Genomic DNA, 14,562 nt, shown 5'->3' with positions numbered 1-14,562 from the left:
TGCCGCCAGCGTTCGTCCTGAGCCAGGATCAAACTCTCCAATAAAGTATTGAAAAGAGCGATAAGCTCATTTTGAATCTGACGAGATTAAAAATCTCATTTGTGCTCCAGCTGATTCAAGCCAAGGCTTGTTTCAAACTTTCGCGTTCATTCTGCAAGCAGAATGTTTACTCACTCGTTGTTCAGTTTTCAAAGATCAAACACGATTTGTTTCATTTCTCTTTCGTCTCAACCAAGTTTCGGCGGCGACTTAAATAATGTAACACATTTCGTTTGTTTTCGTCAAGAACTTTTTTTGATTTCTTTTTTTGAAGCTTTAGTTCTTCACTTTTCCTCTGAAGAATTTATCGTTTGTTGGCGATATTCTCGTTTGAGGAACGAAATATAATGTATCATATATCGTGAATCAGAGTCAACATGTTTTTATAAATTATTAAACAAACAAAAAAGGAAGGTTTCCCCTCCCTTATGTGATCAATATAATGTTAGGCTTCTGGAGAAGGTTATGCCTCAATCCAATACCGAATTTCCCGGCCCTCTCCTCCGATCGATGGCCATCCTGCCGATTCTTTTACAATAGAACGGAAGACCAGCTTACGCATAACCAAAGGCAAATCTTCTCGAACAAATCTTAACTGCGGATGATGAACAAGTTCATTCATGCTCCACGGCTCCTTGCGACTTCTTAACACACGCAGCAGCAGTTCTGAGCATTCACTCATTTTGGACATTACGGAAAATTCACAGGCAAGCAGGACAAGCTCTACTCGCTGCTCCAGCGTCTCCGAGCTTACGGTAAGCTCTTGATATAGTTTCCATAAAGCGCGATCCAGATTCTGCACATGTGTCCAGACGGCATGATCCGGGTATATCCCCTGTTCAATCAATACAATTCTTGCCCAGTTCCCCAGAGCCTCTAATACATTGTAGTAGGCGTCTACAACATGACCTTCCTGAATATGACGTTTGGCCTCCACATACATCCTCAAGAAACTGGTGAATTCATGTAGCAGCTTCTGCTCACGCAATTCTGCCCCAAAGGTAGACAGTTCTTCTCGCAAATCACTTAAGGTGCTGTCCGCTTCCCAGATAATCTCACCTTCAATCAGACACTGGGTGAGATTATTATGGTTCCCGGTAACTACACTACTCTTTAATTCATGACGGCTCGCATAGATCATCTGATAACGAAGATCACCATATCTGTAATGTCCTACCGTCGACTTCAATTGATCATCATTATGAACAACAAGTACTAATAATTCGAAATCTTGAATTAGGGAGCCGTGGAATCGCTCACCCGGGTGGGAATAAGCGATAGCCCCAACTGCCCCTGTCTCTTCCGACTGTTCGGACAAAAAAGCAAGGTTCTTTAATTCCACGATTCCCTCCATACATTTCATGGCAGATAAGCGCCAAGTCAGTTATAATGTAATTCTACATCCAGACTGAAGTTTCCTTCTTTTCCAGGTCCGATACTACTCATACGATAGGAGCATTTTTCATGATTTTTAAATCAGCAAAAATTAATGCTTTTCGCACTTGGGGATTACTACTGACCATGCTAGGTATGGGCCTAATGATACTGGGAACAGCCGGGATTGTTTTCTGGGGACATGCAGGCAAGGTCTTCGCAGCTGTAGGACTCGTCATTGGACTGATTGCCATGATGGCCAGTCTAGCCATTTATTTCTGGGCGGGTATGCTCTCCACCAGCGCAGTACAAGTCGACTGTCCGGAATGCGGGAAGTTAACCAAAATGCTTGGCAAAACGGATCGTTGTATGTTCTGTCATACCATTCTCACCCTGGACCCTAATAAAGCCAACTTGACCAGTCAACAACTGAAAGCGCCTTCTACACAAGCTCCACCCACCGATGGTTAGCATGAAATAATCTCCCACCTCTAAATGTCTTTGCCTTAATTTCATTAAAGAACAAAAAAAGGCCCGGTATGTGTACCGGACCTTTTTGGCTTATAAGTAAGCCCTTGTTGCTGTTATTAACAGCTAAGATATGAAGTTAAGTTATGATTCCTATGGTTAATAAAATGATAGATTACATGTAAGATGGTATCAAACGGGAACAGCTTCTGGCTTTTTCAAAGCAAAACAAGAGAAGCCATCCGTCGAACACGGAACATGAGTAAATTATTTCTGGTAACCGGCCTGCTTCAATACCTCCCATGCAGAGGCATTAGCAAAACTCCGATTCCATGCCGCTACTCCGCCCAGTTTCAGCGAAGCAATCAAATCCACACGCGCCTGAAGGGACACGGCATCTTCGATCCATATTTTCTTGGTAGCTCCGTCTTCCTCATATTCCACATAGTTCTGTCCACTTGCCTGATCCAGTTCGGGTTTGAGTTTCTTTTCTTGGATTAGCTCCACAATGGTACTCATGCCTACCGCTTTGGAAGACACTTTAACCTCGCCTTGATCATTCTTCTCTTCTGTCCAGATTCTGGTGTAGAGCGGAACCGCCATAATCAACTTGTTAGAAGGGACTTCATCCTCCTCAAGTATGCGTCTCATGGAAGCCTCGGTCCATGGGAGAGACGCTACCGAACCTGCCTTAGGACTGGCCGCCCAATGTTCATCATAAGCCATCACAATAACATAGTCTGCAAAAGAACCTAATGCACGGCGATCCAGAAAAGCGGACCACATCTCACTATTTGATTTTGGTGTTACATCGATCGATAACATCAACCCATGTATGCGTGCCATCGCCTTGATCTCGCGCACAAACTGCGTAATATTCGGCCCGTCATCTGTATAAACGTTCTCAAAGTCGATGTTGATACCATCCAGTTGATACGTCTGTGCATACTCTAACATCTGCTCAATAATATGCGTCCGTGTCTCGTAAGAAGCTACAGCTTCTTTAGTAACGTCCGGGTCAAAGCTGTTATCCATGAGTCCCCATACTTCCATACCCGAACGGTGAGCCCAGTTCACATAAGCTTGGTTTCCCTTGCTTTTCACAGTGCCCTGTCCATCCGTAATATGAAACCATGTGGGGCTGACCACATTCACACCAGGCATTTTACCGATAGAGCCCACATCAGGCTGACGATTGTACACGGCTTCCCAAACCAGATTTACCGGTTTATTCTGCCACTTCTTCTCTGCTGCAGTCAGTGTAAACTTGGGCGTGTCCACCTTCTTTTTCTCAGTGAGGACAATATAATCATTATCTACATATCCGGCATACCCATTATCGAGTTGAACAAAACTCTGTTTATCACCCGTCTGCCATACACGTACCCGTGCATCCTTTTCCATATCGGCAATGATTGGTGAGGATTCTCCCCCACGTTTATATAAAGGCACCGTCTTGTCTGCTTTGGATGACAACGTATCAATCTCTGCATATTGTATCGTGTCTCCTCCACGCATCAGCAGTACAGCACCTGTTACCGAATCTTCCTGTATGGCGATGCCGTACACTTCCTTCAAAGGTTTGAGCGGAATGTATGCTTCTCCATCCTTAACCTCAGGCTTAACCGTCATGGGATAATCTTTGTGATTAAGTTCTGCTTGGGTGCTATCCTCTTTCATATGAAGAATTCGCTGAGGGGAGGCAATAATGATATCGCCTGACTCTGGTTCATAACGTATGCCCGCATCAACTGCTTCTTGCAGCACATTTACAGGCAACTTGAGTTGATCTCCTGTACCCAGAGCATCTCCATCCATCAGTTGCCCATCTACAAAAATAGGCTGGCTTCTTCCTACCCAATCAGGATCTTCATGGGTCTGGTTCAACCATACATTCGTTATAAGCCAGTAAGCCCCCCCAGCGATCAGACAAGCCCCGAGAAAACCGGGCCAAAATGAACGTCGCTTCTGACGTGTATATCTGCTTTTTCTACCCAAACGTCTACCTCCGTTAATTATGCTGATCATAAGGATGTGCGCATAAGTTGTTATAAAAATGAGTGTTTTGCATAAATGCTAAAAAAAAAACGTGAAGAATCCATACTGAATTCTGCACGTTAATATTGTAATTCAACTCTCTTAATCCCTGCAACTTTTGCAAACGCCATATACTTCCAATCGGTGACCGTGTACTTCGAATCCTGTACTAGACTCCGCCTGAAGCTCTACACTTTTGAGTGAAGGATAGCTGAAGTCTTCAATCTTGCCGCATTGATCACAGATAACATGATAATGATCCGTCACATTGGCATCGAAGCGACTTGAATTATCTCCGTATGTCAATTCCCGGACCATGCCAGCTTCCAGAAACATCTTCAAATTATTATATACCGTTGCCACGCTCATACTGGGAAATTGGGGTTCAAGGGCTCGGTAAATTTCATCGGCTGTCGGATGCCCCATAGATTCCATCAGATAGTTCAATATGGCATGACGCTGGGGTGTAATACGGACACCGGTCGTTTTCAGATGCTCCAACGCATGTTGGACACGTGTTGCCATAAAACCCACCGCCTTACCTTTCATTCTCTGGTTAAGAGTAAGTTATTACTGTCTCCTCGCACAGAGTTGATTCCCGGCCATTAAGAACGACAATCCATCTTTCATGCCGTGTAATCTTGCCAGTGTACATTTATTGTACGGCGATTACAAGTTTATTGTCAACGCGGCAGTCAAGGAACCTCTGTAGAATCATCCTGGGAATTTGATCCGTCCTCGGTAGTTTGTTCCAGATTTTCAGCCGTATCTTCAGAATCAGGTGGGGCTGTTTCAGGCGTAGATACAGCCGGGTTCCGATGAATGGTAAGATCGCTGTTGCCTTCGATTTTAACCCTGTACTCACCCTCACCGAGCTGGCCTTCTATGGTTTTGTTCTGTACTTTGAAAGGCAGATCCGTACTTAGGTCTCCATAACTGCTGGAACCCGCAAGACTGTAGTCTCCACGATCAGGAAGTAATACGTTAATGGCTCCCACAGCACTGTATACATCCCAGTCCCCTCCGACTTTGGTAGACACGATGTTAATACTTCCATTAAGCGATTGGGCTTTGATTCCCAGATTGGCTCCATCCAGCGTAATATTGCCGTTACGTGTCTCTGCGGTGAACTCACCAACGGAGTCCGCAATACTGATACTTCCCACTTGTGTAGTAAGATCTACATCGCCGGAAATACCGCGAGCCTTCATGTCGCCACGGTTACTGTCCAGATCGACATTACCAATGGCATTGGCTACAATGACATCCCCGTTCAACGTTTTCCCTGAGATATCTCCAACAGCATTGGTAATCCGGATACGTCCGTTACCCGTTTCGGCCAGTATGGTACTAATGGCTTCCGGACGGTTTAATAAAATAGCTCCATTGGAAGTTCGAATATCCAGATTAAAACGACGATCATCCGGGATCGTAATGGTAAGATTCATGCGTGGCTGCGTTTTTTCATTATCACCATACGTCTTGCCTGTAGCTTTGATATGAATCACTTTTGTACCATCGGTCTCTACAAAAGAGGCTGCTGCAACGGCCTTTGCCTGTACTTCTGTCGTCTGATCTACCCAGATCACCGTTCGTACTTCAATCTCCTCCGTATCTCCGCGTTGTACCGAGATATCTCCGTTGACACCTTCGACCACAAGATCCGACGTATCCATGCGAACAGGTACACGAATCGTGCCCTTATCCTCCATGTATCCTGCCGCTTGACTGTAGTCCATGGATGCCGCTCCGAGATTTAGACTCACTCTATTCCATAAGTGCATGTAGTGATCCTGCTCGGTGACGATAAATACGGAAGCCGCCAAAATCAGTGAGGTTAGAATGCCTTTGGCATCGGGTCTGAAACGTACTTTAATTTGCTCATCAGGATTGCTCGGGTTATCGGATTGCACCTTGTTTCTTCTGCGTGTCCACAGGAACAGCACAATATATTCAACACCTAAAACAACGAGCAAAAATGGCCACCAGTCCACCATCTCATATACATAGTCAGTTCCCCACCGTTTATCCAAAATCAACAGCACACCGACCGCTATGATTAAGGCGGCAGCCGTATAGCGGCCAACCCGGACTTTACGGTTCATCACGTTCCCTCCTTGTATCGTTTCGACTACATTTTTTTCTTGTTCAACATTACCCAGAACTCACGACCAAACAAAAGCAAACCGCCTACGATCATGAGAACCGCAAATGAATATCCGCCGTACATGGCGAGAATCTCTTGAAACCAACGTGGTTTGCGGAAAAACAGCACCATCAATGATCCTCCCACAATCAGAAGTAATCCAAACGATATGCCTCTCTCCCAGACCATCATTGCATCTCGTATAGAACGTTCATTGGATATCGGCTTGTCCGAGGTTGCCTGGGTTACTGCTCTACGTCTGCGCATCATGACCCAATCCGCAGATTGCAGCACATCATATACATTGTAAAAATAAATAACCGGGATACACAAAGCCAGTAGGATAAGCAGTGGCACATTGATCTGTATCCCAATGGATGAGAAGTACAACACTGCTGACAGATCAAGCAAAACAAGCAGCATAAAGGTCAAACCTCTCATGTACAATCTCAAATAAATATGACCCAGGCCAGGAATAATGGCACTCAGTAATCCCGCAATAAACTTGTGAGTCCGATTTCTGACCGGTTTGGGCTGAACCGTACGGGTCTTTTGGTTCAATTGACGTCTCCGTTTCATAACATACTCCTCTCTTCTGATCTGACCTTCCGCTCTTCATGCATTTGGTTAGATAGTACCCTAAAGAGCAAGGAGAGTAACTGGAAGAAATATGGATATGACCAAAAACCCTCCGGCACTACTGGCCTGGGGAGGGTTGTAATTCATTTATTCGATCGACACCTTGGTAACGTGTTCCCATTGTCTTAACTTGGATACCAAGCCAACTGTTTGGAAATCATGCGGTACCTGAACATGTAACACAATCTCAATTTTACGTTCAACCGACACCATCTCTGCATAAGCCAGGTCTTGTTCATTCACGGTAATTTTACGAATTTTGATCTTCTCCTGCTCCATACATGAAGACAGCTGTTCCAGGAAACCGGGTTCTGACAGGGTATGAAGTGTAACAACATGCAGTTTGTTCCCTCGCAGATACCTTAACTCTAATTTGTTAAATACCCAGAGATTAAGCAATACCAGAACGGTTGATACGATAGAGGCAAAAAAGAATCCCGCACCTGCTGCGAGCCCAATGGCTGCAACAACCCAGATGGAAGCTGCCGTAGTCAGTCCAGTAATGGATTTTCCCGTGAAGAGAATTGTCCCTGCTCCCAGGAATCCGACACCAGTAATTACAGCAGTAGCCAGACGGGCTGGATCAATCCTTACATTTAATTCATTAGCAAAATCTTTAAAGCCATAAACAGACAACATCATAATCAGTGCAGAACCAAGACATACCAGGATATGGGTACGCAAACCAGCAGCATGATTGGACCGTTCCCGCTCCAGGCCTACGAGCCCTCCAAGCAGCATAGCCAGCAATAATCGTAATAAAATGTGCCACTCATCAATGAACCAGGGATCGCCCAAAGTCGGTATTCCTCCTCAAGTTGTTAATATCATTAAAGTTTATTCTTGTGAAAAGTCGTTAATTCCACTCCAGGTGCAATCTGTGTGACTTCCACGGGATTAAAACCAAATTTGGTGTACAGATTCACTGCGGGTTGATTCAGCGTTCCTGTGGAGACGATATAACGCGGAAGATCCGCATGCTGTTCCAACACATACGTCATCAAAGATGCCGCAATTCCTTTGCGAAAGTGATCCGGGTGCACCATCATTCGTGTGATGGTCAGTGTATTCTCCTCTTCCTCCGCCACAGCAACAGCCCCGATAAGCTCTCCGTCATCATGGATACAACCATAAAAACTCTCTCCACAATCCCGAAGTGTCTCCATCGTATCCATCAAAGGAGGAATCTCCTGAAATCCGATGATTTCGGCTTCCAATCGATAAGCTACATGTTGTAGTCTCCATAACTGTCCCAACGTCTCCAGATCACTCAGTGACAATGGTTGAATGTTCATATCCGTTCCCCCGTCCGAAATGCATTTGTATCTATCAATACCAAAAAGAGGCTGTCACAGGGACGAGCCTCTTTCTGTCCGGCCTCACCGGAAGGATTAGCGGTTCAGTACATCTGCAAGCAGTTGGTTGGCTAGGGCAGGATTCGCCTTGCCTTTACTTTCTTTCATAACCTGACCAACAAGGAAGCCAATGGCTTTCTGTTTACCAGCTTTATAGTCTTCCACGGATTGAGGATTATTCGCCACAACCTGCTCAACGATGGCAAGAATGGCGCCTTCATCACTAATCTGCACAAGACCCTTCTCTTCAACGATCTGCTGTGGAAGCTTGCCGCTCTCCAGCATTTCCTTGAATACCGTTTTGGCGATTTTGCTGTTAATGGTGCCCTTCTCCAGCAGTCCGATCATCTTACCCAAACCTTGACCTGTCAGTGGAACCTGAGTCACCTCAAGATTGCTCGTATTCAGGTAACCCAGCAAGTCGCCCATGATCCAGTTGGATACGGATTTGGCATCCTGAGTGAATTTCAAGCTATCTTCGAAAAGATCAGCTATAGCCTTCGATGAAGTAATAACCTCTGCATCATAGCTAGGCAATCCATAATCAGCCGTATAACGCGCTTTACGTTCGTCTGGAAGCTCAGGTATGGTAGCTTTGATGCGCTCTTTCCAGGCTGCATCAATATGCAGCTTCACGAGGTCCGGGTCCGGGAAATAACGGTAGTCATGCGCCTGTTCCTTACCACGCATCGACAGTGTTTTTCCTTGAGCTTCGTCCCAACGACGCGTCTCCTGAACCACTTCACCGCCATCATCCAGAATTTCAGCCTGACGATATTGTTCATATTCCAGACCACGTTGAACACCACGGAAGGAGTTCATGTTTTTCAGCTCGGCTCTTGTTCCCAGCTTCTCCTGTCCATGTGGACGCAAACTGATGTTGGCGTCACAACGCAGTGAACCTTCTTCCATCTTCACGTCCGATACATCACAATACTGCATGATCGCACGCAATTTTTCAAGATACGCACGTGCCTCTTCCGGAGAGGAAATCTCAGGTTCGGATACAATCTCCACCAGTGGAGTACCAACACGGTTGAAGTCCACCAAAGACGCGTATCCGCCATCGATATGTGTAAGCTTCCCTGCATCTTCTTCCAAGTGAAGACGTGTGATGCCAATTCGTTTCGTTTCACCATTCACTTCGATATCAATCCAGCCGTTTTCACCGATCGGTTGATCGAATTGCGAGATCTGATAAGCTTTTGGTGAATCGGGGTAAAAGTAGTTTTTACGGTCAAACTTGCTGACATCAGCAATCGTACAATTCAGGGCCATCGCTGCCTTCATCGCGTAGTCTACCGCCTGACGATTCAGTACAGGCAGTACGCCCGGATGTCCGAGACAGACCGGGCAGGTATGCGTGTTCGGCGGAGCTCCAAAAGCTGTGGAGCAGCCACAGAAAATTTTGGAGTTCGTATGCAACTCCACGTGGACTTCAAGTCCAACGACCGTTTCATATTTAGATGCGGACATTTCTATATTCCTCCGTTCCGGGCAGTCTACAGCTGCGGACGCTGCTTGTGGAATTCTGTATTTTGTTCAAACGCATGCGCTACACGCAATACGGTTGTTTCATCAAAGGCTTTACCGATAATCTGCAGGCCGACAGGCAATCCATCCGAGAATCCACATGGAATGCTAACGGCAGGTACACCAGCCAGATTGACCGGAATCGTCAAAATATCATTCAAGTACATTGTAAGTGGATCATCCACCTGTGAACCCAGTTTGAACGCCGTAGTTGGCGCAGTTGGTCCAATAATCACATCATATTTGGCAAATACATTGTCGAAATCCTGTTTGATCAATGTACGTACTTTCTGTGCTTTCAGATAATAGGCATCATAGTAACCCGAGCTGAGTGCATACGTTCCAAGCATGATACGTCGTTTCACTTCGGGACCAAAGCCTTGACTGCGGGACTGATGGTACAGATCCAGCAAGTTATCCGGATTGTCAGCACGCACGCCATAACGTACACCATCAAATCGAGCCAAGTTGGAAGAAGCCTCTGAAGATGCCAGCAGGTAGTACGTAGCCACCGCATATTCGGTATGCGGAAGGGATACTTCTTCCCATGTTGCCCCGAGTCCTTCAAGAACTTTCAATGCAGACAAAACCGTTTCTTTCACTTGTGGATCGACGCCTTCACCGATGTATTCTTTCGGAACGGCAATGCGAAGCCCTTTAACATCACCTGTCAGTCCACTCAAATAATCCGGGATCTCTACTTTTGCAGATGTCGAATCTTTGGCGTCATAACCAGCAATGGCCTGCAATACATAAGCAGAATCTTCAACATTTTTCGTCAAAGGACCAATCTGATCCAGGGATGATGCAAATGCAACCAATCCAAAGCGGGAAACAAGTCCATATGTCGGTTTCAATCCAACAACACCGCAATACGAAGCAGGCTGTCTGATGGAGCCACCTGTGTCTGATCCAAGCGTGAAGTATGCTTCTCCCGCAGCTACAGCTGCTGCCGAACCACCGCTGGAACCTCCTGGAACACGATCAAGTGCCCATGGATTACGTACAGGGGAGAAACTTGAATTCTCATTGGAGCCGCCCATGGCGAATTCGTCCATGTTGAGTTTACCAATAGTTACGGTGTCCGCAGCTTTCAATTTCTCGACAACTGTCGCGTCATACACCGGGTCGAAATTACGAAGGAATTGGCTGCCACACGTCGTGCGCAGTCCGTTCGTAACGATGTTATCCTTAATACCTACAGGCAAACCAAAGAGCAAACCTTTCTCCTCGCCGCTAACCAGACGGTCATCCAGTTGACGTGCACGAGCGCGTGCTTTTTCTTCATCCAGTGCCAAATATGCCTTAACTTTATCATCATGCGCGCCAATGTTCTGATACGCCTGATCCACCAAATCGCTGACCGACAGCTCTTTGGCATGCAGCTTGTTATGTAACTCAGGCAACGATTGTTCAAATAAACTCACAGTTTTTGTCCTCCTTCCGGTTATCCGTTATTCCATTACTGCAGGCACTTTAAACTGCCCGTCTTCTTCTTCCGGTGCATTGCGCATCACCTGTTCAATCGACAGGCTTTCTTTGGTCTCATCTTCACGCATAACATTGCTTACGTGCAGAACGTGAGTGGTGGGCTCGATGTCTTCTGTATCCAGCTCATTCAGCTTTTCTGCATATTTTAAAATCGCGTTCAGCTGACCTGTCAGGGTCTGTTCTTCTTCAGCAGTCAAGTTGAGCCGGGCCAGCTTGGCCACATGCTGAACGTCATTATTCGAAATACTCATTAGCGGATGCCTCCTTCATTCGTTCTGATTCCCGAAACGACCTGAAACGAATCGCTCGTTTAACGGGCTAAAGTCTCAAGATAACTTTTTTCATTATAGGTGAGATAGTTCGACAATTCAATGCAAATGACCTGACAGTCTTCCGGGAAGCCAAAAACGAACTTACAAAATAAAAAAGAGCCGGCATCAGCCGACTCTTAAAATTCTAAATCCATGCACGCAGATTAACCTGCTTTATAAAATCCGCCTGTGACATAACATCGTTCGCGGTTTCCTCTTCCTCTTCCACAGCTTGAAAATCTCCGTTCATCAAATGATGAAACAGCTTCTCATTGTGTGTCGCAAGGGCGTAATCTATCAACGCTTCTCGCTCGACCCGCTCAGCTTCCTGCTTCAGCAGAACCTCTTCCAGATCGACGTCGCCGGATGGAACAAAAAAGTTCCGATTCACCTGCGGCACTCGAAGCACGTAATCGAACGCATTGTCCGGATTCCGGTCATAAGCGATGATGAAACCATATTCCCCCACAGGAAGATTCTGCTCAAACGCATCCGCGACGATGACAACCTTCTCTCCTAATCGCAGCATCGTCTAACCTCCTGGTAGTCTATCTTAATATTTATTTGTATAGTCTACTAGAAAAGAATAACGATGTCTAGGAATACTAGAATTAAACAACATATTTGTGCAAAATCTTTTTTCTCTTTATTAGTACGTGTTCAAAAAGAACGTTACTCAGTTCCGAGAAGATGGGATGAAGCTAGAAATGGAGTAGCGAACTTTTTTAACAATCTCTATTAAAACAATCATGTTTTCTTTGTGGGTCCACCTGGCTTGCGTTGTGATCGAATCACGACAAACCAATATATGATGAGTGGCGTTGGAAATCCTGTGATTCCCCATAATCCCCATAGCCATGGGAAACGCCCACGTCTGCGTGCGTCCTGAAATATCCATGTGCCTTGAACCAGGAGGAAAATGCCAAGCAGTATAAGCCATAGTGGAGAAATTTCATCCAATGAATAATGCATTTTATTCATTACGAACCCCCTTCCGACGCCGTCCTGCCCAGATCACAGCTAAAATCACGGCAACAGCAGTACCAAAAGCCTGGATACCCAAATATAGAGCTGGAGCAGATACGAAAAACAATGCCCCGAACGTAATAGCAAGCAATCCCACCAACCAGAAACATATCATCTCGATCCAATTGGTTCGGCGTCTGATCTGTCTTCGTTCTCTGACTTGGGCTTCAAGTGAACCTAATGAAGGTATGTTTGTCGGCTCAAATGCATCATCAAGTACTTTCATGTGTTGCTGCAATCGCTCTACAACCTCTTGTTCCTGTGCATCATCTGATCTGCCCATCCTTATTCCAACTCCTTTCTTAACTGACGGAGACCATAAGCTGTGCGTGACTTCACCGTTCCGGCAGGAATACCCAGCATTTCCCCGATCTCGTCATACCCGTATCCATAATAATGCTTCAGCAACACTGCCACACGATGTTCGGGTGTCAGTCTTGTCATCGCATCCATGACATCTGTCCATTCTTCATTCCGAGTCTCAAGCTGCCAGCGGAATCGACGTACAGCCTGATCCCGGATGAGAGCAAGCCAGTTCTGTTCTCTCTTCTTACGTCTTGTCTTATCGATATAGATCCGAGTCGCAATGGTGATCATCCAAGATGAAAAGGCAGACGTGCCATCATATCGGTGTATATTTTCCATACAACGAATCATTGTATCCTGTACCGTCTCTTCTGCGAGGTTCGCGTCCATTGTCACTTTGACAAGATACTTATACACAAAAGAGTAGTGACGCTGCAACAACGCTGCGAGTGCGCTATCATCTCCCGATACTGCTCTGCGTACCTCTTCCAGTTCGGCTGACTTTATCATGATCATCACCTGCTTCCCGTTCAATCTGGAGTTAATACGACAGGCTCTGCAGAAACGTTCAAGGGAATCAAAAAAAAATTAAACCCGACAATTTCCCGGGCAATCAGACTTGATTCCGGTAATCTTGCAGCTTGTCGAACCATGGTTGGTTACGTGCTCCGTTTCGTAATACACGGCTTGTCCATATATTCTGCTGAGACTTCATCATTTCTTTGGTCACGCTAGGGTTATGTATTAAAGCTTGCTCAGTACCCGTTTCTCTTTTCCCACTTTCCAATATGCGACGGTTTTCTTCCATAATCGGATACTCGACACGCTGACCTAACGGAATAACTCTTGGTTTCTCCACTTTGATATTCCCTCACTCTCATGATCTACTGTTTTTTTAAATTTATTATTTCTAAATCAATCTGTACTTGCTGCTAACTTGCTATTGGTCTAAAACTGGCTTGTGATGAATCGCATCTTGCATCTCTATGTAGCGTAAAAAAGGCTAATTCTGTGATAAAAAGGGGCTGAAAACAAAAAAAGAACGCAAACCGGGTATAGACCACAGTCTGCGTGCTTCGCAAGGTTGGGTGTTTCTTGGTAACGCTTCAGTTAGATGATGCCTTAACGCTTGTAACAACTAATTGCTATTCTAATGAAAAAGTTGTCACTTGTCCAGACTTTCTTCACATATCATGTCGGATTATCTTGCGGACACGTAAGGATTGTTCTGTTTCTCATAACCAATGGTCGTTTTGGGACCATGACCTGGATATACTTTAACCTCATCAGCAAAGGTGTAAAGCTTGTTCTGGATTGAATCAATCAGATCCCGTTCACGCCCTCCTGTCAGGTCCGTTCTGCCCACGCCCATGCGGAACAGCACATCACCGGCAAACAGGTCGTTATCACAAAGCAAACTTACACTGCCTGGGGAATGTCCAGGTGTATGGAACACTTTAAACGTATGACCAATCAGATTCAGCTTCTGCCCTTCGTCCATGGCATATTCAGCAGGATCTGTCGAAAGCGGTGGTGTCGCCTGCGGCCAATTCAAAGATCCATTTAATTTCGGGGTGGTGAGCCAGTCACTCTCCAAGTCATGAAGATAAACGGGACATCCCTTCAATTTACGGATCTCATCTACCCCGCCCATATGATCAAAGTGAGCATGAGTGAGGAGAATGGCTTCAATCTCCAAGTCTTGGATCGCCTTAAGCAGCGGCCCTGGATTCATGCCCGGATCAATAATGACGGCTTTACCCGGATCATCTCCTTGTAAGAGATACGCATTGGTTTGAAGCGGGCCTAATGAAAACGTACGAATGTTAAGCATATC

The 14,562-nt window shown here is 45.7% G+C and carries 17 protein-coding genes; 1 reads left to right on the top strand and 16 read right to left on the bottom strand.

What is annotated here, in order from left to right:
* Nucleotides 1-502: 502 nt before the first annotated feature.
* Entirely contained in the window at nt 503-1,381 is an 879-nt protein-coding gene (locus tag QVE09_RS29600; protein ID WP_315939718.1) for a nucleotidyltransferase-like protein, read from the bottom strand.
* A gap of 122 nt (nt 1,382-1,503) precedes the next feature.
* Between QVE09_RS29600 and QVE09_RS29595 the strand changes: the two genes are divergently transcribed.
* Nucleotides 1,504-1,884 (top strand): DUF2614 family zinc ribbon-containing protein, encoded by a 381-nt coding sequence (locus tag QVE09_RS29595; RefSeq protein WP_315939717.1) that lies wholly within the window; start codon nt 1,504-1,506, stop codon nt 1,882-1,884.
* Nucleotides 1,885-2,148: 264 nt separating this feature from the next.
* On the opposite strand, the gene QVE09_RS29590 is transcribed toward QVE09_RS29595, so the two are convergent.
* From QVE09_RS29590 to QVE09_RS29520, 15 genes are all read right to left on the bottom strand, one after another.
* A complete protein-coding gene (locus tag QVE09_RS29590) occupies nt 2,149-3,879 on the bottom strand; it encodes a glycosyl hydrolase family 18 protein (RefSeq protein ID WP_315939716.1) in 1,731 nt (576 codons plus the stop codon).
* A 141-nt stretch (nt 3,880-4,020) separates the two neighbouring features.
* Complete coding sequence (perR, locus tag QVE09_RS29585) at nt 4,021-4,443, bottom strand: peroxide-responsive transcriptional repressor PerR (RefSeq protein ID WP_026081471.1); 423 nt, start codon at nt 4,441-4,443, stop codon at nt 4,021-4,023.
* Nucleotides 4,444-4,613: 170 nt separating this feature from the next.
* Nucleotides 4,614-6,023: a DUF4097 family beta strand repeat-containing protein gene (locus QVE09_RS29580; protein WP_315939715.1), complete on the bottom strand. Its 1,410-nt coding sequence runs from the start codon at nt 6,021-6,023 to the stop codon at nt 4,614-4,616.
* A gap of 26 nt (nt 6,024-6,049) precedes the next feature.
* Nucleotides 6,050-6,643: a hypothetical protein gene (locus QVE09_RS29575; protein ID WP_315939714.1), complete on the bottom strand. Its 594-nt coding sequence runs from the start codon at nt 6,641-6,643 to the stop codon at nt 6,050-6,052.
* A 147-nt stretch (nt 6,644-6,790) separates the two neighbouring features.
* Nucleotides 6,791-7,501 (bottom strand): MgtC/SapB family protein, encoded by a 711-nt coding sequence (locus QVE09_RS29570; protein WP_017692302.1) that lies wholly within the window; start codon nt 7,499-7,501, stop codon nt 6,791-6,793.
* Nucleotides 7,502-7,533: 32 nt separating this feature from the next.
* The gene (locus tag QVE09_RS29565) at nt 7,534-7,998 is read right to left on the bottom strand and encodes a GNAT family N-acetyltransferase (protein WP_036607041.1); all 465 of its coding nucleotides are present in this window, start codon (nt 7,996-7,998) and stop codon (nt 7,534-7,536) included.
* A gap of 96 nt (nt 7,999-8,094) precedes the next feature.
* Nucleotides 8,095-9,534, bottom strand: a complete 1,440-nt coding sequence (gene gatB / locus QVE09_RS29560; RefSeq protein ID WP_315939713.1) for an Asp-tRNA(Asn)/Glu-tRNA(Gln) amidotransferase subunit GatB — start codon at nt 9,532-9,534, stop codon at nt 8,095-8,097.
* 26 nt (nt 9,535-9,560) lie between these two features.
* Nucleotides 9,561-11,018: an Asp-tRNA(Asn)/Glu-tRNA(Gln) amidotransferase subunit GatA gene (gene gatA, locus QVE09_RS29555; RefSeq protein ID WP_315939712.1), complete on the bottom strand. Its 1,458-nt coding sequence runs from the start codon at nt 11,016-11,018 to the stop codon at nt 9,561-9,563.
* A gap of 27 nt (nt 11,019-11,045) precedes the next feature.
* Complete coding sequence (gene gatC, locus QVE09_RS29550; protein ID WP_036607033.1) at nt 11,046-11,333, bottom strand: Asp-tRNA(Asn)/Glu-tRNA(Gln) amidotransferase subunit GatC; 288 nt, start codon at nt 11,331-11,333, stop codon at nt 11,046-11,048.
* A 205-nt stretch (nt 11,334-11,538) separates the two neighbouring features.
* Nucleotides 11,539-11,922 (bottom strand): hypothetical protein, encoded by a 384-nt coding sequence (locus tag QVE09_RS29545; protein ID WP_024631336.1) that lies wholly within the window; start codon nt 11,920-11,922, stop codon nt 11,539-11,541.
* Nucleotides 11,923-12,140: 218 nt separating this feature from the next.
* Entirely contained in the window at nt 12,141-12,374 is a 234-nt protein-coding gene (locus QVE09_RS29540) for a sigmaY antisigma factor component (RefSeq protein WP_278298309.1), read from the bottom strand.
* Nucleotides 12,367-12,702 carry a YxlC family protein gene (locus QVE09_RS29535; protein WP_315939711.1) on the bottom strand — a complete coding sequence of 112 codons (336 nt, stop codon included), beginning with the start codon at nt 12,700-12,702 and terminating at the stop codon, nt 12,367-12,369. The genes QVE09_RS29540 and QVE09_RS29535 overlap by 8 nt, the downstream gene beginning before the upstream one ends.
* Nucleotides 12,703-12,704: 2 nt before the next feature.
* Nucleotides 12,705-13,235: an RNA polymerase sigma factor SigY gene (gene sigY, locus QVE09_RS29530; RefSeq protein WP_315939710.1), complete on the bottom strand. Its 531-nt coding sequence runs from the start codon at nt 13,233-13,235 to the stop codon at nt 12,705-12,707.
* A gap of 103 nt (nt 13,236-13,338) precedes the next feature.
* Complete coding sequence (locus QVE09_RS29525) at nt 13,339-13,584, bottom strand: hypothetical protein (RefSeq protein ID WP_315939709.1); 246 nt, start codon at nt 13,582-13,584, stop codon at nt 13,339-13,341.
* A 342-nt stretch (nt 13,585-13,926) separates the two neighbouring features.
* Nucleotides 13,927-14,559, bottom strand: coding sequence for an MBL fold metallo-hydrolase (locus QVE09_RS29520; protein ID WP_062836481.1), 633 nt, complete (start codon nt 14,557-14,559; stop codon nt 13,927-13,929).
* Between the last annotated feature and the right edge of the window lie 3 nt (nt 14,560-14,562).

This window comes from Paenibacillus sp. ClWae2A (assembly GCF_032452295.1).
Taxonomy (GTDB): Bacteria; Bacillota; Bacilli; order Paenibacillales; family Paenibacillaceae; genus Paenibacillus.
This window is presented reverse-complemented; position numbering and strand designations above follow the sequence as displayed.